Annotated in this window: 14 protein-coding genes; 9 read left to right on the top strand and 5 right to left on the bottom strand. The window is 49.8% G+C overall.

What is annotated here, in order from left to right; all coding sequences use genetic code 11:
• Window positions 1–7 precede the first annotated feature (7 nt).
• From Q1A54_RS13550 to ftsZ, 6 genes are read left to right on the top strand one after another with little or no spacing between them, the layout of a single operon-like run.
• Window positions 8–1,156, top strand: a complete 1,149-nt coding sequence (locus Q1A54_RS13550) for an FtsW/RodA/SpoVE family cell cycle protein (RefSeq protein WP_196116085.1) — start codon at window positions 8–10, stop codon at window positions 1,154–1,156.
• The gene (gene murG, locus Q1A54_RS13555) at window positions 1,149–2,261 is read left to right on the top strand and encodes an undecaprenyldiphospho-muramoylpentapeptide beta-N-acetylglucosaminyltransferase (protein WP_299989103.1); all 1,113 of its coding nucleotides are present in this window, start codon (window positions 1,149–1,151) and stop codon (window positions 2,259–2,261) included. Before Q1A54_RS13550 ends, murG begins: the two co-directional genes overlap by 8 nt.
• Window positions 2,258–3,652, top strand: coding sequence for a UDP-N-acetylmuramate--L-alanine ligase (gene murC, locus Q1A54_RS13560; protein WP_299989106.1), 1,395 nt, complete (start codon window positions 2,258–2,260; stop codon window positions 3,650–3,652). The genes murG and murC overlap by 4 nt, the downstream gene beginning before the upstream one ends.
• A 49-nt stretch (window positions 3,653–3,701) precedes the next feature.
• Window positions 3,702–4,415, top strand: a complete 714-nt coding sequence (locus tag Q1A54_RS13565; protein ID WP_299989109.1) for a hypothetical protein — start codon at window positions 3,702–3,704, stop codon at window positions 4,413–4,415.
• A 12-nt stretch (window positions 4,416–4,427) separates the two neighbouring features.
• A complete protein-coding gene (ftsA, locus tag Q1A54_RS13570) occupies window positions 4,428–5,723 on the top strand; it encodes a cell division protein FtsA (protein ID WP_007652463.1) in 1,296 nt (431 codons plus the stop codon).
• A 46-nt stretch (window positions 5,724–5,769) separates the two neighbouring features.
• Complete coding sequence (gene ftsZ / locus Q1A54_RS13575) at window positions 5,770–7,386, top strand: cell division protein FtsZ (protein ID WP_196116076.1); 1,617 nt, start codon at window positions 5,770–5,772, stop codon at window positions 7,384–7,386.
• Window positions 7,387–7,480: 94 nt separating this feature from the next.
• On the opposite strand, the gene Q1A54_RS13580 is transcribed toward ftsZ, so the two are convergent.
• From Q1A54_RS13580 to Q1A54_RS13595, 4 genes are all read right to left on the bottom strand, one after another.
• The gene (locus Q1A54_RS13580) at window positions 7,481–8,005 is read right to left on the bottom strand and encodes an NAD(P)H-dependent oxidoreductase (protein WP_196116074.1); all 525 of its coding nucleotides are present in this window, start codon (window positions 8,003–8,005) and stop codon (window positions 7,481–7,483) included.
• Window positions 8,006–8,153: 148 nt separating this feature from the next.
• Window positions 8,154–8,906, bottom strand: a complete 753-nt coding sequence (locus Q1A54_RS13585) for a succinate dehydrogenase/fumarate reductase iron-sulfur subunit (RefSeq protein WP_196116072.1) — start codon at window positions 8,904–8,906, stop codon at window positions 8,154–8,156.
• A 123-nt stretch (window positions 8,907–9,029) separates the two neighbouring features.
• Window positions 9,030–10,964, bottom strand: coding sequence for a fumarate reductase/succinate dehydrogenase flavoprotein subunit (locus Q1A54_RS13590; protein ID WP_299989115.1), 1,935 nt, complete (start codon window positions 10,962–10,964; stop codon window positions 9,030–9,032).
• 21 nt (window positions 10,965–10,985) lie between these two features.
• The gene (locus Q1A54_RS13595; RefSeq protein ID WP_007652458.1) at window positions 10,986–11,675 is read right to left on the bottom strand and encodes a succinate dehydrogenase cytochrome b subunit; all 690 of its coding nucleotides are present in this window, start codon (window positions 11,673–11,675) and stop codon (window positions 10,986–10,988) included.
• A 228-nt stretch (window positions 11,676–11,903) separates the two neighbouring features.
• Between Q1A54_RS13595 and Q1A54_RS13600 the strand changes: the two genes are divergently transcribed.
• From Q1A54_RS13600 to fabD, 3 genes are all read left to right on the top strand, one after another.
• Complete coding sequence (locus Q1A54_RS13600) at window positions 11,904–14,666, top strand: gliding motility-associated C-terminal domain-containing protein (protein WP_230392051.1); 2,763 nt, start codon at window positions 11,904–11,906, stop codon at window positions 14,664–14,666.
• The gene (locus Q1A54_RS13605) at window positions 14,666–15,094 is read left to right on the top strand and encodes a DCC1-like thiol-disulfide oxidoreductase family protein (protein WP_299989120.1); all 429 of its coding nucleotides are present in this window, start codon (window positions 14,666–14,668) and stop codon (window positions 15,092–15,094) included. The genes Q1A54_RS13600 and Q1A54_RS13605 overlap by 1 nt, the downstream gene beginning before the upstream one ends.
• 143 nt (window positions 15,095–15,237) lie before the next feature.
• On the top strand, window positions 15,238–16,119 hold the full coding sequence (gene fabD, locus Q1A54_RS13610; protein ID WP_299989123.1) for an ACP S-malonyltransferase: 882 nt from the start codon (window positions 15,238–15,240) through the stop codon (window positions 16,117–16,119).
• Between the two features lie 98 nt (window positions 16,120–16,217).
• Here the strand turns inward: fabD and Q1A54_RS13615 are convergent, their stop codons facing one another.
• On the bottom strand, window positions 16,218–16,838 hold the full coding sequence (locus Q1A54_RS13615; RefSeq protein WP_299989126.1) for a hypothetical protein: 621 nt from the start codon (window positions 16,836–16,838) through the stop codon (window positions 16,218–16,220).
• Window positions 16,839–16,953: the final 115 nt, after the last annotated feature.

Genomic DNA, 16,953 nt, shown 5'->3' on the forward strand with positions numbered 1-16,953 from the left:
AGGTATTATGATCAAGCAGTGGTTACAGCGGAACCTGAAAGGGGACGCGGTGCTTTGGGGCATCGTGCTGATGTTCTCGCTTATCAGCATGGCAGTCGTGTATTCGGCTACCGGTACCTTGGCGTACAAGCAAAAAGACGGTAATACGGAGTACTTCCTCTTCAAGCACTCGTCGCTGATCTTCATCGGTTTGGCCTTTATGTGGTTGGCGCACAAGATCGATTACCGTTACTACTCTCGATTATCATTAGTGGCGCTTATCCTATCGGTGCCGCTTTTGCTCTATACCTTCTTCTTTGGTTCGAACATCAACGAGGCTTCTCGCTGGATCACTATTCCGGTGATCAACCAGACGTTTCAGCCATCGGATTTGGCCAAACTGGCGCTGATTTCCTATCTGGCCAGCATGCTCTCCAAGAAGCAGAACAACCTGGATGACTGGAAGCGCAACCTGATCCCGATTTTTGCCTGGACAGGTTTTATCTGCGCCTTGATCGCTTTGACGAACACTTCTACAGCGGTGTTGCTATTCCTGACCAGTCTTTTGCTGATGTTCATTGGACGTGTGCCAATGAAATCGCTGGCAGTTTTCGTGTTGGCAGGTGCCATGTTAGGCGGAGTAGGTCTGGCAGCAGGTCAGCGCTTAGGCACGGCTATTAGCAGGGTAGAGGCCTTTTTTGATGAGTCCGAAACTGCTTTCCAGCTCGAGCAGTCCTACATCGCGATTGCGACAGGTGGTGTGGTAGGCAAAGGTCCGGGCAACAGCGATCAGCGCGACATTCTGCCGCACCCTTACTCTGACTTTATTTATGCAATCATACTAGAGGAATACGGTTTGTTGGGCGGTGCCTTGGTGCTGTTCCTATACCTAGCCTTGCTCTACAGGGGATTGGTGACTGTTACGAAAAGCAACGGTGCCTTTGGAGGTTTGCTGGCAGCTGGTCTGAGTTTCAGTCTGGTGCTGCAGGGCATGATCAACATGGGCGTGGCCGTTGGGCTTGGTCCGATCACGGGTCTGCCGTTGCCGCTCCTGAGTATGGGTGGAACGTCCTTGATCTTCACAGGTATTTCGATCGGGATTATCCTGAGCGTGAGCCGTACCGTGAAAGGGGAAGAGTCATTTAGTTCAACCGCAAAAGTGACGGCCAATGCCTAAGTCGAAGCGTCCATATCGCTTCATCATCAGTGGTGGCGGCACCGGCGGGCATATTTACCCGGCTATTGCCATTGCCAACCAGATCAAGGTGGTGCACCCTGATGCGGAGATCCTATTTGTAGGAGCGATCGGGCGTATGGAAATGACACGTGTGCCAGAAGCGGGCTATAAGATCGTTGGTCTCTGGATCAGCGGACTGCAGCGCCGTCTTACACTGGACAACCTCTCTTTCCCTTGGAAAGTGATTTCCAGTATCCGGATGTCGAACAAGATCATCCGTGATTTTAAACCGGATGCTGTGGTGGGAGTGGGAGGCTATGCCAGTGGTCCACTTTTGTATGCAGCGACCAGAAAAGGTATACCTGCATTAGTGCAAGAGCAGAACTCTTATGCGGGTATCACCAATAAGCTGTTGGCGAAACGGGTGCAGAAAATCTGTGTGGCTTACAACAACATGGACGCCTTCTTCCCAGCCGAAAAGCTGGTGATGACGGGCAATCCGGTTCGAAAAGACATCATGGAGCTCGAAGGCAAACGCCGCGAGGCTTTGCTGCATTTCGGATTGACTTCTGAAAAGAAAACTATACTGGTCATAGGCGGAAGCCTTGGTGCCAGAACGATAAACCAAAGTATAGCCTCAGGTCTGCAGCAAATTGCTGATGCTGGTTACCAGTTGATCTGGCAGACGGGCAGAGCATTTTATCCGCAGGCGCAGGAATTGGAGAAGCCTTATGCCGATGCAGGTATACGCGCCTTCGATTTTATCCGACAGATGGATTTGGCCTATGCCGCTGCCGATGTGGTGGTATCCAGAGCCGGGGCGCTTTCGATTTCAGAACTGTGTCTGGCCGGCAAGCCGAGCATACTGGTGCCTTCACCGAACGTGGCCGAAGATCATCAGACTAAAAATGCCATGTCGCTGGTGCAGGAGCAGGCCGCCTTATTGGTGCGCGACGCCGAAGCACAGCAAAAGCTTATCCCGGCTGCATTAGAGTTGGCCGGAAACGAGGCAGAGCAACACCGTCTGGCGCAGAATATATTGAAACTGGCGCGGCCAAATGCCGCTGTCGATATTGTAAACGAACTGTTAAAGTTGATCAAGTGAGACTGGAAGATTATAGCTATATCTATTTCCTTGGCATCGGCGGAATCGGCATGAGTGCCATTGCCCGCTGGTTCAATGCCCGGAAGCTTCCGGTATGGGGCTATGACAAGACCCGCACCCCACTCACTGAGGCGCTGGAGCAGGAGGGCATCCGGGTGCATTATGAAGATGATGTAAACCAGTTGCCAAAAAAAATACTGGAAAACAAGGAGACCACTCTGGTGGTGCTCACGCCGGCTATACCTGCCGAGCACACGGAGTGGGCCTACTTGAAAGAACAGGGTTATACCATCAAGAAGCGTTCGGAGGTGCTGGGCATTATCACGGGTTCAGCTTATACCGTAGCAGTGGCCGGAACGCATGGCAAAACGACTACTTCGTCTATCGTGACGCACCTGCTGCACGAGGGCGGTGTGGATTGTTCGGCTTTCCTGGGAGGTATAGCTACCAACCTGAATTCGAACCTCTTGATTGGAAAAGGTACGGCTGAGCAAGAGACGATTGTGGTGGAAGCAGATGAGTACGACCGTTCTTTCCTGACGCTATACCCGGACATCGCAATCGTGACGTCGGCTGATCCCGATCACCTGGATATTTACGGCGACAAAGAGGAACTGATCAGGACCTTTCAGAAGTTCATCAGTCAGGTGAAACCCGGCGGTTACCTGATTTTGCATAGCGACACTGACCCACGTTTGCTTGAAAAAGTGCAGAAAGATGTTCGGGTGATTCGTTACAGTCTGAATGAAGGCGAAGGGTATGTGCAACAGCTTGACATACAGGGGTACAGCTTCTGTTTTGATGCGGGAACACCCTTCGGTAACATAGCACGTTTGGTGTTGGCTTTACCTGGATATCACAATGTAGAGAATGCGCTGGCTGCGCTGATAGCGGGTCAGATCATGGGAGTGTCCGAAGACAAGTTGCGCGACGCGTTGGCAAGTTACAGAGGTGTGAAGCGACGCTTCGAAGTGGTGTATGAAGGGCAGGGCAAAGTATACATTGACGACTATGCGCACCACCCGAAAGAGATTGATGCGTTCATGACGTCTTTGCGTGCCATTTACCCGGACAAAAAGCTGACCGTAGTGTTTCAGCCGCATTTGTTCAGCCGCACCCGCGATTTTGCAACCGAATTTGCACAGAGTTTGAGTGCTGCTGACGAACTGATCTTGCTGGATATATACCCAGCACGGGAAAAGCCAATTGAAGGCGTAACTTCAGAAATGATTTTAGGCTTGATAAATGGCCCGAAAAAGAGACTTTTGCATAAAGAGAATGTGGCGTCTTATTTAGCTGAAAACACTGATTTTGAGGTGTTGGCAACAGTTGGAGCCGGCGATATCGATACATTAGTAAAGCCTATAAAAAATATTTTAGAAAATAACTGAAATGGGCTTGAATAGTAAAATAAAATCTTTAATTTTTGCATGTTGTAGCGTGGTTACGATCGCCGCTCTTGCAGGATTTGCCTCTTCTCGCCAAAATGAAAAAAAGTGTGAGAAAGTGTCAATAAATATTGATAATGAGTACAACAATTACTTTATTGGGGAAGAGGAAGTAAGAGACCTACTAACCCGAGAAGGTGAACGAAAATTAGAAGGTTTGCCCAACCAGCAGATCGATCTGAAAAGCCTTGAAAAACGCATCGAAGCACATAGCTTTGTGAAGGAAGCAGAGGTTTATAAAGGTCTCGACGGCAACATCAAAGTAAGTATTAAACAGAATAGGCCTATAGCTAGAATTATACGACCAGATCAAGATGTCTACATCGACGCAGAGGGTAATATGCTGCCCCTGTCCGACCGATATACCGCTCGTGTAATACCAATTACGAAGACCCAGTCCGGCAGACCGTTCGGCAGGGATTTCTTTCAGGACTCTACAGGCCAGGCCTATATTTCCTTGCTGCGTTTCATTGAAACCGATCAGTTTTGGAAAGCCCAATTAGCCCAGATGCATATCGATGAAAAGGGCAAAGTTTCTTTTCTGCCACAGGTAGGGGAACACACCATTGAGTTTGGGAAGCCAAATGACATGGAACAGAAATTTAAAAAGTTGATGGTCTTTTATAAAGAAGTGCTGCCCGTGATGGGCTGGGATAAATATAAGAGAGTCAATGTGGAGTACGAAGATCAGATTATTTGTGAATAACATATACAGCATATGCAGAACGACAAAATAGTAGTAGGCTTGGACATCGGCACAACCAAAGTTTGCGCACTTGTTGGTCGGAAGAATGAGTATGGAAAGCTGGAAATCCTGGGGATGGGCAAAGCCATCTCGGAAGGGGTGGTACGCGGTATTGTCAGCAACATCGACAAAACTGTAGAGGCGATCAGAAAAGCCGTTCAGCAGGCCGAAGATCAGGCGAGCATCAACATCAAGGTGGTCAACGTGGGCATTGCCGGGCAGCACATCAAGAGCCTGCAGCACAATGGCAGCATCACCCGCCAAATGACGGATGATGAGATCACGGTTGAGGATGTGAACCGCCTGACGAACGACATGTACCGCCTGGTAACGCCTCCGGGAAGTGAGATCATTCACGTGATGCCACAGGAGTATAAAGTGGATTACGAAGAGGGTATAGTTGATCCGGTAGGTATGTCGGGGGTGCGTCTAGAGGGCAACTTCCATATCATCACCGCGCAGTCGAACGCGATCAGCAATATTAACAAATGCATCGCCCGTGCCGGTCTGGAGATTGATAATCTGATTTTGGAGCCACTTGCTTCGAGCATGTCGGTACTAAGCGACGAAGAGAAGGAAGCCGGGGTAGCCTTAGTTGATATTGGTGGAGGCACAACGGACCTGGCCATTTTCAAAGACAATATTATCCGCCATACGGCAGTTTTACCTTTCGGGGGAAATATCATTACGTCAGACATCAAGCAGGGCTGCATGGTAATGCAGAACCAGGCGGAGCAGCTGAAAGTGAAGTTTGGAAAGGCGATTGCTGACGAGGCCTCTGATAATGAGATTGTTTCGATCCCGGGCTTGCGTGACCGTACGCCTAAAGAGATCTCTCTGAAGAACCTGGCCTATATTATTGAGGCGAGAATGGAAGAGATCGTGGAACTGATCTACTCGGAAATTGTTCGTTCAGGGTATAGCAACAGCCTGGCAGCCGGTATCGTGATCACAGGCGGAGGCGCTCAGCTTCAGAACCTGGTGCAACTGGTAGAGTACATCACCGGTATGGATACCCGCATTGGCTATCCGAACGAGCACCTGGGCAAGTCGAAGATCGATGCTGTAAAGAGCCCGATGCACGCAACGGGTGTGGGGCTGGTGTTGGCTGGCTACCAGTCACTTGACCAGCGTGAAGAGAAGCATGTGGAGGTGCAGCAGCACGAAGAGTATAACAGAGTGGTAACAACAAAGACCGCCAGCAAAGAAAGCAGCGGCAAGGGATTGCTCGACAGAATTAAAGGACTTCTGTCGGACGACATCGATTAGTAAGAAGCATAATTATTAGAAACCCATAATAGCAGGAGATTTTAGTATGACATCAATGTACAGTTTTGACCTGCCGGCAAGCGGTAAGTCCATCATCAAGGTGATTGGCGTCGGGGGCGGTGGCAGCAACGCGGTTAACCACATGTATAGCCAAGGTATCAAAGATGTGGAATTCGTGATCTGTAATACAGATATGCAAGCGCTGAAAAGCAGCAGTGTTCCAAATAAACTACAAATAGGCTTGAACCTGACTGAAGGTCTTGGCGCCGGTGCCAACCCTGAGAAAGGAAAGCATGCAGCGCTGGAGAGCAAGGAAGAGATACGCGAGTTACTAAGCAACGATACCAAGATGGTGTTTATCACGGCTGGTATGGGTGGTGGTACAGGTACTGGTGCAGCTCCGGTTATCGCAAAGGTGGCTAAAGAACTCGGTATCCTAACAGTGGGTATTGTTACAGCTCCTTTCGTTTTCGAAGGAAAGAAGAAAAAGACTGCCGCTGAGAACGGTATCAAAGAACTAAGTGAAAATTGCGACACAATCCTTGTTATCCTCAATGATAAGCTGCGCGAGATGTTCGGTAACCTGACCATTCGTGAGGCTTTCTCCAAAGCTGACAACGTGTTGACAACAGCCGCTAAATCTATTGCTGAGATTATCACCGTTACAGCCGAAGTGAACGTTGACTTTGAAGACGTGAAGACTGTAATGAAAGACTCTGGAGCTGCAGTGATGGGTTCTGCAACTACAGAAGGTGAGGGCCGTGCCCTGCGTGCTGCTGAAGAGGCGCTTTCTTCTCCTTTGCTGAATAACACCGACATCCACGGTGCTCAGAGAATCCTCCTTTCAATTATGTCTGGTGAGCAGGCTGAGCTTGAAATGGACGAATTGACTGAAATCACAGAATATATCCAGGATAAAGCCGGGCAGGAAGCTGAAGTAATTTTTGGTCACGGTATCGATTCTTCACTTGGTCAGAGTATTCGTGTAACCGTAATCGCTACTGGTTTTGCCAGTGATGCAGAGGTTATCATTGAGCCAAAGAAAACGGTGTTTGACCTGGATAGCCAAAAAAAAATTGAAGTAGCAGAGCCAGCCAAGCCAGAGCAACCTAAAATGGTGAACTTTGTGCCTGAGCCAGTGGTAGCGCCTGTTGTGACACCACAACCACAGCAACCAGTGCAGCAGCAGTTCGAAATTCGTCGCCCGGTGGTGGAGCAGCCGCAACAGCCAGTTCAGCCACAAGCGCCTCAGCAACAGCAGTACCAGCAGCCGCAGGCCCCACAGCCACAGCAGCCTGTACAGCAGCAACCGCAGCGCCGTGTTTTTAACCTAGAGGGTTCTGCTACGCAGGAGTTCAGCAACGGCTTTGGTGCGCAGCAACAAGAAGACTATGCCACACGTGAAGCAAAGCGCCTTGAAGCTGAGCGTGAGCTGATGAAGCAAAAAGCAATTGAGCGCCGTGAGCGCCTGAAAATGCTCAGCGCCGACATGACCACGAGCGAAGCGATGAAAGAGAAGCTGGACGTACCGGCTTACCTGCGCCGCAATGTTGCCCTGGATTCAGTTGCACACTCTTCTGAACGCAACATATCCCGTTTCAACCTGAACGATGACAACGAGATACTAGGTGATAACCGCTTTCTACATGATAATGTAGACTAATTTTTAATCCTGTTTTCTAATAATGTGAAGAGCCCGCTGTCAAAGCGGGCTCTTTTTTTATACCTATACCTACACTTACAGTATAGCTTGGCTATTAGAAATGGATGAATTGATCAATCTGCTGTTTTAGTAGTTCCAGGTATAGCTCGTTTGTGATAGCAGCTCCATCGAAGTTCTTCTCAATTTGAGCCAAGCGCGGTTTTAGCGCCAATACGTGCATGCCCAGGTAATTGAAAATATCTGTCAGGTGGCTCATGGCCAGGCCACTGCCTTGTACTCCGGATGAGAGGCCAACCAAAGCTGCCTTTTTGTTGCGAAAAGTGTTAGGGTAGGAAAGACCATCAATAAAAGCCTTGAGGACGCCTGGGAATGAACCGTTGTACTCCGGCACGATGAATACAAACTTTTCTGAATCACCAATAAGAGCGCTCAGGTCGTTAAAGGCTTGGTTTGTGCCAATGTTATCGTAAAGAGCTGATGTTGTAAAGTCAGCCGGAAGGTCAGCTAAGTCTAGTATTTGGTTAGCTATTTGGCGTTCGTCCAGCAGTTTTGAGTACAGATTGGCTACAGCTCTGGAGTTGGAGGATGGTCTGTTTGTGCCCGTTATAATGGTGATCATAGTATCGTGTAGGTGTTTTCCTGTAAACAGACGCTAGTCTTTACGGTTTACAGAAAAGTATAGATGTCAGAATATTTGTGCGAATATAAAAGCAAAAGGCGAGAACAGTTTCCTGTCTCGCCTTTTAAGCTTATTAGAATCAGGTTAACTATACGTTCTCAGAGCTTGCTTTAGCGCCAAGATACTCACGGTTCAACATCGCAATGTTGTCAAGCGATATGCCTACCGGACACTCAGCCGCACAAGCACCTGTGTTAGAGCAAGCACCAAAGCCTTCCACATCCATCTGTGCAACCATATTTTCCGCGCGGGTTTTGGCTTCTACCTTACCCTGTGGCAACATAGCCAACTGTGATACCTTCGCGCTTACAAACAGCATGGCAGAGGCGTTCTTACATGCCGCCACACAAGCGCCACAACCGATGCAGGTTGCTGCGTCAAACGCTTTGTCAGCGATAGTCTTAGGTATAGGAATCTCGTTTGCGTCAGGTACACCACCTGTGTTTACGGATACATAACCACCAGCCTGCTGAATGCGGTCGAAGGCAGAACGGTCAACGATCAGGTCTTTGTGTACTGGGAAAGCTGCTGCTCTCCAAGGCTCGATCGTGATGGTATCGCCGTGGTTAAAGTGACGCATGTGCAACTGGCACGTAGTAGTACCGCGCTCCGGACCGTGTGCACGGCCGTTGATGAACAAGCTGCACATACCGCATATACCTTCGCGGCAGTCATGGTCAAAGGCAACAGGCTCTTCACCTCTTACCAGAAGTTCTTCGTTTAGCACGTCCAGCATTTCCAGGAAAGACATATCCGGAGATATGTTCTTAAGCGGATAAGTTACCAGCTGACCTGCAGTATTTCTATCTTTTTGGCGCCAAATCTTCAATGTGAGGTCCATTGGTTTAGCATTTGGATTACTTCCAGCCATTTCTTTATTAATTACGAATTAAGAATTACGAATTAAGAACTTCAATCGTCTGTTTCCCAGATCTATTACTCATTCTTAATTATTAATTATCCATTATTTATAGCTACGCTGCGTCAGCTTCACGTTCTCGAACTTCAGCTCTTCCTTGTGCAGGACTGGTTCGTTGCCTACACCTGTAAACTCCCAGGCGGCTACGTAAGCATAGTTCTCGTCGTCACGCAGGGCTTCGTTTTCTGGTGTCTGGTATTCCTCACGGAAGTGACCACCGCACGACTCGTTTCTGTTCAGTGCGTCATCTACCATCAGCTCACCCAGTTCCAGGAAGTCGGCTACGCGGTGCGCTTTTTCCAGCGTCTGGTTCAGCTCTTCGTTCACGCCAGTCACTTTCACGTTCTGCCAGAACTCGTCACGCAACTTGCGGATTTCCTGCTTCGCGAACTGTAGTCCTTCAGCATTACGAGCCATGCCGCAGTAATCCCACATCAACAAACCAAGCGCTTTATGGAAGTCATCTACTGTGCGGTTACCTTTGATAGCTAATAGGCGATCAGTAGTGGCTTTTACATTTTGCTCTGCTTCTTTAAAGGCAGGGTGGTCTACGCTTACTTTATCATAAGGCGTTTGTGCCAGGTAGTCACCGATCGTGTAAGGAATCACAAAGTAACCGTCGGCAAGACCCTGCATCAGGGCTGAAGCACCAAGGCGGTTTGCACCGTGGTCAGAGAAGTTACACTCTCCGGTAGCGTATAAGCCAGGGATGTTTGTCATCAGGTTGTAGTCAACCCACAGACCACCCATGGTATAGTGCACGGCAGGGTAAATGCGCATCGGTTTTTCATACGGGTTTTCATCCGTAATCTTGGCGTACATGTCAAACAGGTTGCCATACTTGGCAGCGATCGCTGGTTGCCCCTCGCGTCGGATTGCATCAGCAAAGTCAAGGTATACGGCCAGGCCAGAGGCACCCACGCCACGTCCTTCGTCGCACATCAGTTTTGCGTTACGCGATGCTACGTCACGTGGTACCAGGTTACCGAAGGCAGGATACTTACGCTCCAGATAGTAATCGCGGTCTTCTTCTTTGATATCGTTCACTGTGATTTCACCCTTGCGCAGGCGCTGAGCGATCTCCACAGTCTTAGGTACCCATACACGACCGTCGTTACGCAGGGACTCTGACATCAGCGTCAGTTTCGACTGGTACTCACCGGAAACAGGGATACAGGTTGGGTGAATCTGTGTGAAGCAAGGGTTAGCGAACAAAGCCCCTTTCTTGTGCGCTCTCCAGGCCGCCGTAGCGTTAGAACCCATGGCGTTAGTAGAAAGGAAGAATACGTTGCCGTAACCACCTGTTGCCAGCACCACGGCATGTGCACTGTGCGACTCAATTTTACCTGTGATCAGGTTACGCACCACAATACCACGGGCTTTGCCGTCCACCATTACGAGGTCCAGCATCTCCGTGCGTGGGTACATCTTTACCTTACCGTAAGCGATCTGACGGTTCAGGGCAGAGTAGGCACCCAGTAGCAGCTGCTGTCCAGTCTGGCCGCGGGCATAGAAGGTACGGGATACCTGCGCACCACCGAATGAACGGTTAGCCAGCAGACCGCCGTACTCACGGGCGAAAGGAACACCCTGCGCCACGCACTGGTCAATGATGTTCACTGACACCTGAGCAAGGCGGTATACGTTTGCCTCACGGGCGCGGTAGTCACCACCTTTGATAGTGTCGTAGAACAGACGGAAGATAGAGTCACCGTCGTTCTGGTAGTTTTTAGCGGCGTTGATACCACCCTGCGCAGCGATAGAGTGCGCACGGCGAGGGGAATCCTGGAAGCAAAACGCTTTCACGTTGTAGCCTAGTTCGCCGAGTGTGGCAGCTGCAGAAGCACCGGCAAGACCAGTACCCACTACAATGATGTCGTATTTACGTTTGTTGGCTGGGTTTACCAGCTTCACATTGAATTTATGCTTATCCCACTTTTCAGCTAAGGCGCCTTCCGGGATTTTTGAATCTAATATCATAGCAACTAATGAAAGTTTATGTTATGCAGCGAAAAAGAAATAAATCGGAATGATGGCAAAGCCAAAGCAAACCGCTATAGAGAATACAACACCGAATGTCTTAATGAACGGGGTGTATTTTTTGTGCGTCAGGCCCAGTGACTGGAAGGCGCTCTGGAAGCCGTGGATCAAGTGATAAGCCAAAGCGATCATGGAAATTACGTAGATCAGCACATACCACCAGATCTGGAAAGACTGCACTACCTTCAGGTAAAGGTTGTCATAGTCTACATTCTCAATCACAACACCCTCCAGGCCCCCAGCGGCACCAAAACGAGCCGGAACGAAGAAATTCCAGAGGTGAATGATCAGGAACACCAGAATCACAGTACCTAAAAGGCCCATGTTACGGGAAGACCACGTGCTGTTCTCCTGTGGATGATTCTCTGCGTATCCAACAGGGCGGGCTGCTTTGTTACGACGCGTCAGTACAAGCGCATCGTAGATGTGAAACACAAATCCCAGAACCAATACAATCTCCATGGTGCGGATGATCGGGTTATTCGCCATGAAGTGAGAGTACAGGTTAAATGTCACGCCGTCATCACCTTTGAATAGCGTTAAGTTACCTATCAGGTGCACTACCAGGAAAGAACACAGGAAAAGACCTGTGATAGACATGATGATCTTGCGGCCGATTGTACTGGAAAACGTTTTAGTAAACCAATTCATCTGTATTTGTTAGAAGGTTAAGTAATGAATGCTTTTTAATGCCCAAAGGTACAAGCGGAGCCCGTATAAAACAATTAAATAGCATATTTTGAATCAATCTAAATTGCAATGCGTAGGACTGAAAACCATATATTATAAACCCACTTTTCTTGTGATTGTTGATAATAAAAAGGTAAAAATTCAGTTTTCATTTTACCTTTGTTCAGCGCCAAACCTAACTCTACGCTTATGCCAAATAGTTTACGCTTGAGCTGTTGCTTGCCTGGCCGCATTGTGCTGTTGGTATTGATGTTGTTGTTGGGGTATGCATACGAGGCGCAGGCAACACATATCAGGGCGGGAGATATTACTGCCCGCAGGGACACTGGTCCCAACCCAAATCCCCGGAAGTTCTTCTTCACTATGGTGATGTACACCAAAACCGCCTCTCCAGCCGACGACCCTTTTGTGTTTATTTCAATGGGAGATGGTAATACGGTAAGGGTGGATCGGCAGTCTGTAACACCAGTAAAGCCGGATGTTGACCGTGAAGTATTTGTGTGGGAGTATATTTATGCGGCTAACGGTACCTATCCTGTGACATGGGTAGGGGAAAACCGCAACGGGGGCATCCTGAACATGGCTGCTCCAACCGATCAGCTCACCTTTTCCATTACGACCACTGTTTCAATCAACCCGCTACGTGGCCTGAACAGCACACCGGTGCTCACCGTGGCACCTATTGACGAGGCGACAGCTGGTGAGCGTTGGGTACACAACCCAGGAGCTATTGATGACGATGGAGACAGCTTGGCATACAGACTGATACAACCGCAGCACCGCAACCAGGGAACCGGAACGATCACTAACGTGCCCGGCTACCGCGATCCGCATACCGTGGATAACTGCCGCAACTCCTCAAACACCGGACCTTCTACTTTTACCCTCGATCCCATTACCGGACAATTAACATGGGATGCGCCCTGCCGACTGGGAGAGTATAACGTAGCATTTGTAGTAGAGGAGTGGCGTGTCACAGGCGCCGCGCCTGTGCTGATCAGTACCGTGGTACGCGACATGCAGATCCTGGTGGTAGATGCCCGTAACCGTCCGCCGGTGCTGGTGCCACGCGACACCTGTATTGTGGCTGGCGAAACGCTGCGCACTACCATCACGGCTACTGACCCTGACGGTCACCTGATCACGCTCACTGCGCCAGGTACTGGTGGTGTTCTGCCACCTGCCACCTTCAACGTGACCGTTAACCAGCCAGGCCGCGCAGCAGGACAGCTGGTATGGAATACATCCTGCAACGATGTCCGCGCCAATCCATACCAAGTCATTTTCAGAGCGGAGGATAACCCGCCGCCGCCATCGAGGCAGCTGGCTGACCTGCAGCCCTATCGCATCAGGGTCATTGGTCCGCCGCCTCAAAACCTGCTGGCAACCGGACAGGACCGTACCGTGCGGCTGACCTGGGACAGCTATATCTGCCAGAATGCCGCCACCATCCGGATCTACAGGCGCGAAGGACCTTCTGGCTGGACACCAGGCCCGTGTGAAACTGGCGTGCCTGCCAGTACGGGCTATGTGCTGATAGGCGAGGTAGGCAAAGATGCGACGGAGTTTTTGGACGATAATAACGGGCAAGGACTGGCAGCAGGCGCAGAGTACTGCTATGTGATTTATGCTGAGTTTCCAAGACCGGCCGGCGGACAAAGTATCGCTTCACTGGAGGCCTGTGTTGTGATAGAGCGTGACATACCTTACATCACTAATGTAACAGTAGACCGCACCGATGTGACTAACGGACAGATCACCGTTCGCTGGACGCAGCCGGGGCCGGGAATCGAACGTCTGAATCCACCATTTGAGTACCGCCTATACCGTAAGGCAGGGCAGGAGCCAGGCGGAGCCTATCAGCGGGTATTTACTTCTCGCAGACTGAGTGACACAGTGTATGTGAACAGTGGGTTGAATACCGAGGAAAACGCTTACCGATATAAACTCGAGTTCTACAGCACCACTACGCCAGGTGGTGCTTCAGCAGATATGCTGCGCGATTCGACATCCGCCTCCAGTGTGCGACTGGCTGCCGAAGCACAGAGTACAGGCGACGAACTGGGTGTGACACTCAACTGGACCTATAATGTGCCGTGGCGAAATGAAGTGCTGGAGCACCAGATCTTCCGGGTAGTGGGGGATGAATTGGTGCAGGTAGGCAGCGTAACAGCATCAGCTAGCAGCGGCACCTTTACAGACAATGGCACGGCCGCCGCCCCACTGGAGCGAGGCCAGACTTACTGCTACGTGGTACGCACCCAGGGCACTTACCAGATAGACGGTCTGCCAGAGCCGCTGCAAAACCTGAGTCAGGAAGTGTGCGTGGAGATACCGCTGGTGATCTGTCCGCCTGAACTGACCTTGGATGTGCTCAACTGCGAGGCTTTCTTTGCTAATCCGACACGGCCACCTTACCAGAATGTGCTGAATTGGGTACCACAGATCGAAAATGGATGTACGGACGAGATCGACTTCTATACGGTATACTTTAGAGGACCAGGCGAAACGGAGTATCGCGCCATCGCCACGACGAAAGAGACCACCTTTACCCATACCGGGCTGGAGTCTTTTGCAGCTTGCTATTATGTGACGGCCACTAGCCTGGCAGGAGAGGAGAGCGAGCCAAGCAACGAAGAGTGCAAAGACAACTGTTTCTTCTTCGAGTTGCCGAACATTATTACGCCTAATGCTGATGGCAAGAACGATGTGTTCAGACCCGACCCGAGGGCTGCGTTTATTCGCTCCACTACCTTCAAGGTATTCAACCGATGGGGTGTGAAGGTATACGAAAGCAACTCAGATGCGTATATCAACTGGCCAGGCACCGATAACGATGGTAAGCGCCTCACAGATGGGGTTTACTATTACGAGGCCGAGGTTGAGTTTATATCCATTGACCCGAACCGCAGCCGCAGTAAGTACAAAGGCTGGGTAGAAATAGTACGCTAATGACAAAAGATGAACTGGATCGGCTGCAGGGTTTGCCCATCGTATTTTACGATGGCACCTGCGGCTTTTGCCAGGCCAGCATACAGATCGCTTTAAAGTATAACACGCGTCAGAACCTGCATTTTGCCGCTTTGCAATCCGGATTGGTGGAGCAGCTGGTACCACAGCAGCTTATACCTGATCCGCTACCCGATTCTATTCTTTTCTTTGAAAACGGCCAGCTCTATACTGAGTCTGAGGCCGCTCTTCGCATCGCCCGTCATCTCAATTTTCCGTGGTCGGTGCTTTACTATTTCAGGTTTATTCCCTTATCTTTCCGCAATTTTGTGTATCGCTTCATCGCGAAGCACCGCTACCGCATAGCAGGGCGTAACGAAGCCTGTATGTTGCCCAGCCCCGAAGAGAGGGCCCGGTTTGTAGCTTATTAAATTGTTAAATTGTTGATGGCCAAATTGTTGTTGGGCTTTTGCCTGATGACAGGGTGTGGCTGTCAAAGACTACAAGCAGCCATTTAACAATTCAACAATTTTAATCATCAACAACCAGCAATCAACAATACAAAAATAGCAGCATGAAAAAGGCATACGTTTTCCCGGGACAGGGTTCGCAGTTTGTGGGCATGGGCAAGGACCTGTATGAGCAGCATGAGACTGCCCGTCAGTTGTTTGATAGAGCAAACGAAATACTGGGATTCAACATTACAGAGATCATGTTTAGCGGCAGCGAAGAGGAGCTGAAGCAAACCAGAGTGACGCAACCGGCTATCTTCCTGCATTCTGTGGCGCAGGCGGCTGTAGCACAGGAATTTAATCCGGATATGGTCGCTGGTCACTCACTGGGTGAGTTTTCGGCTTTGGTAGCCAGCAAGGTGCTGAGCTTTGAGGATGGCCTGAGACTGGTATATAAAAGAGCAATGGCGATGCAGGCAGCCTGCGAGGCCAATCCGTCTACCATGGCGGCTATACTTGGTCTGGACGATGCGAAAGTAGAAGAGGTGTGTGCCTCAATAGAAGGTGAAGTGGTAGTGGCCGCTAACTACAACTGCCCGGGGCAGTTGGTGATCTCTGGTTCTAACAAAGGTATAGAAATCGCCTGCGAGAAGATGAAGGAAGCCGGTGCCAAGCGTGCCTTGCCACTGCCTGTGGGCGGTGCTTTCCACTCCCCGCTGATGAAACCGGCCGAAGAGGAGCTAGCCAAAGCCATTAAAGAAACGACCTTCAGCCAGGGTATCTGCCCGATCTATCAGAACGTGGACGCTCAGCCGCACACTGATCCGGAGGAGATCAAGCAGAACCTGATCAGCCAGCTGACAGCCCCGGTACGCTGGACGCAATCAGTACAGCAAATGGTAGCTGATGGCGCCACTCATTTCGTAGAGTGCGGCCCTGGCAAGGTACTACAGGGATTGGTTAAAAAGATCGAACGTACGGCCGAGGTGAGTTCAGTGGAATAAAACCTTAAAGGAGAACATAAAAAGACCATTGTGGCGGCTGCTGCAATGGTCTTTTTTTATGGGGAGTAGTTGGCTTAATGATGACGCTTAGGTATGGCTTACTGCCCATTTTCATCTACGGCCATCGGTGTTACGCCAAGTCTGCTTAGTTCGTCCGACAGTTTCAAGAGTTCGTTTCTGATGATGTCGCTGTGTTGCAGTTCCTCTTCGGGCAGGTTGATCACGCGTGACAGGTATAGATTTTCCTTTAGCTGTAGCTCTTGCATGAGGCGGTCCAGTAACTCATGGTCTTGACCGACATAGATGAGGGGTGAAAGCTCAACCTGAATATTATGCTGCCTTGGGTTGGTGATGTTCACCCTGAAAAAGTAATTGCCTACTTTGCCGAACAGGTAGGTTGAAATTTCTTTTACAATCGCGTTGTATTTTTCAACAGCTCCGTTAAAATGAAGCGATGAAAAGGCAGGGAGGTCATACAGCCGCTTCTTCTGCAGCAGCTTTTCGTAATTGTTGAGTAGCAGCAGGATAATAATAGCCCCGGCGATTAGTGCTGCAACCAAGGCCTTTTCTGGCAATTGCTGGCTAAAAGTTTCTGCAGTGAAGCGCTGCGTGAACAGAACAGGAATAAAAGTAAAGGGAAGCACCAAGATAAACACAACCAGGAAGCCTCGCATAAGGCTTCTTTTTTCGTTTGTGATGATGGTGAGGAGGTCGTTCATAAGCTATTCTGGAGAAGCGAACCACAAGCGCATCAAATCATGCATAATCGCAAGTATAGTTATCTCACAATATAAGTAAAATTTCACTTTGCTAGCTGCATCTTGCGCTAATGTA

The organism is uncultured Pontibacter sp., from assembly GCF_947502515.1.
Classification (GTDB): domain Bacteria; phylum Bacteroidota; class Bacteroidia; order Cytophagales; family Hymenobacteraceae; genus Pontibacter.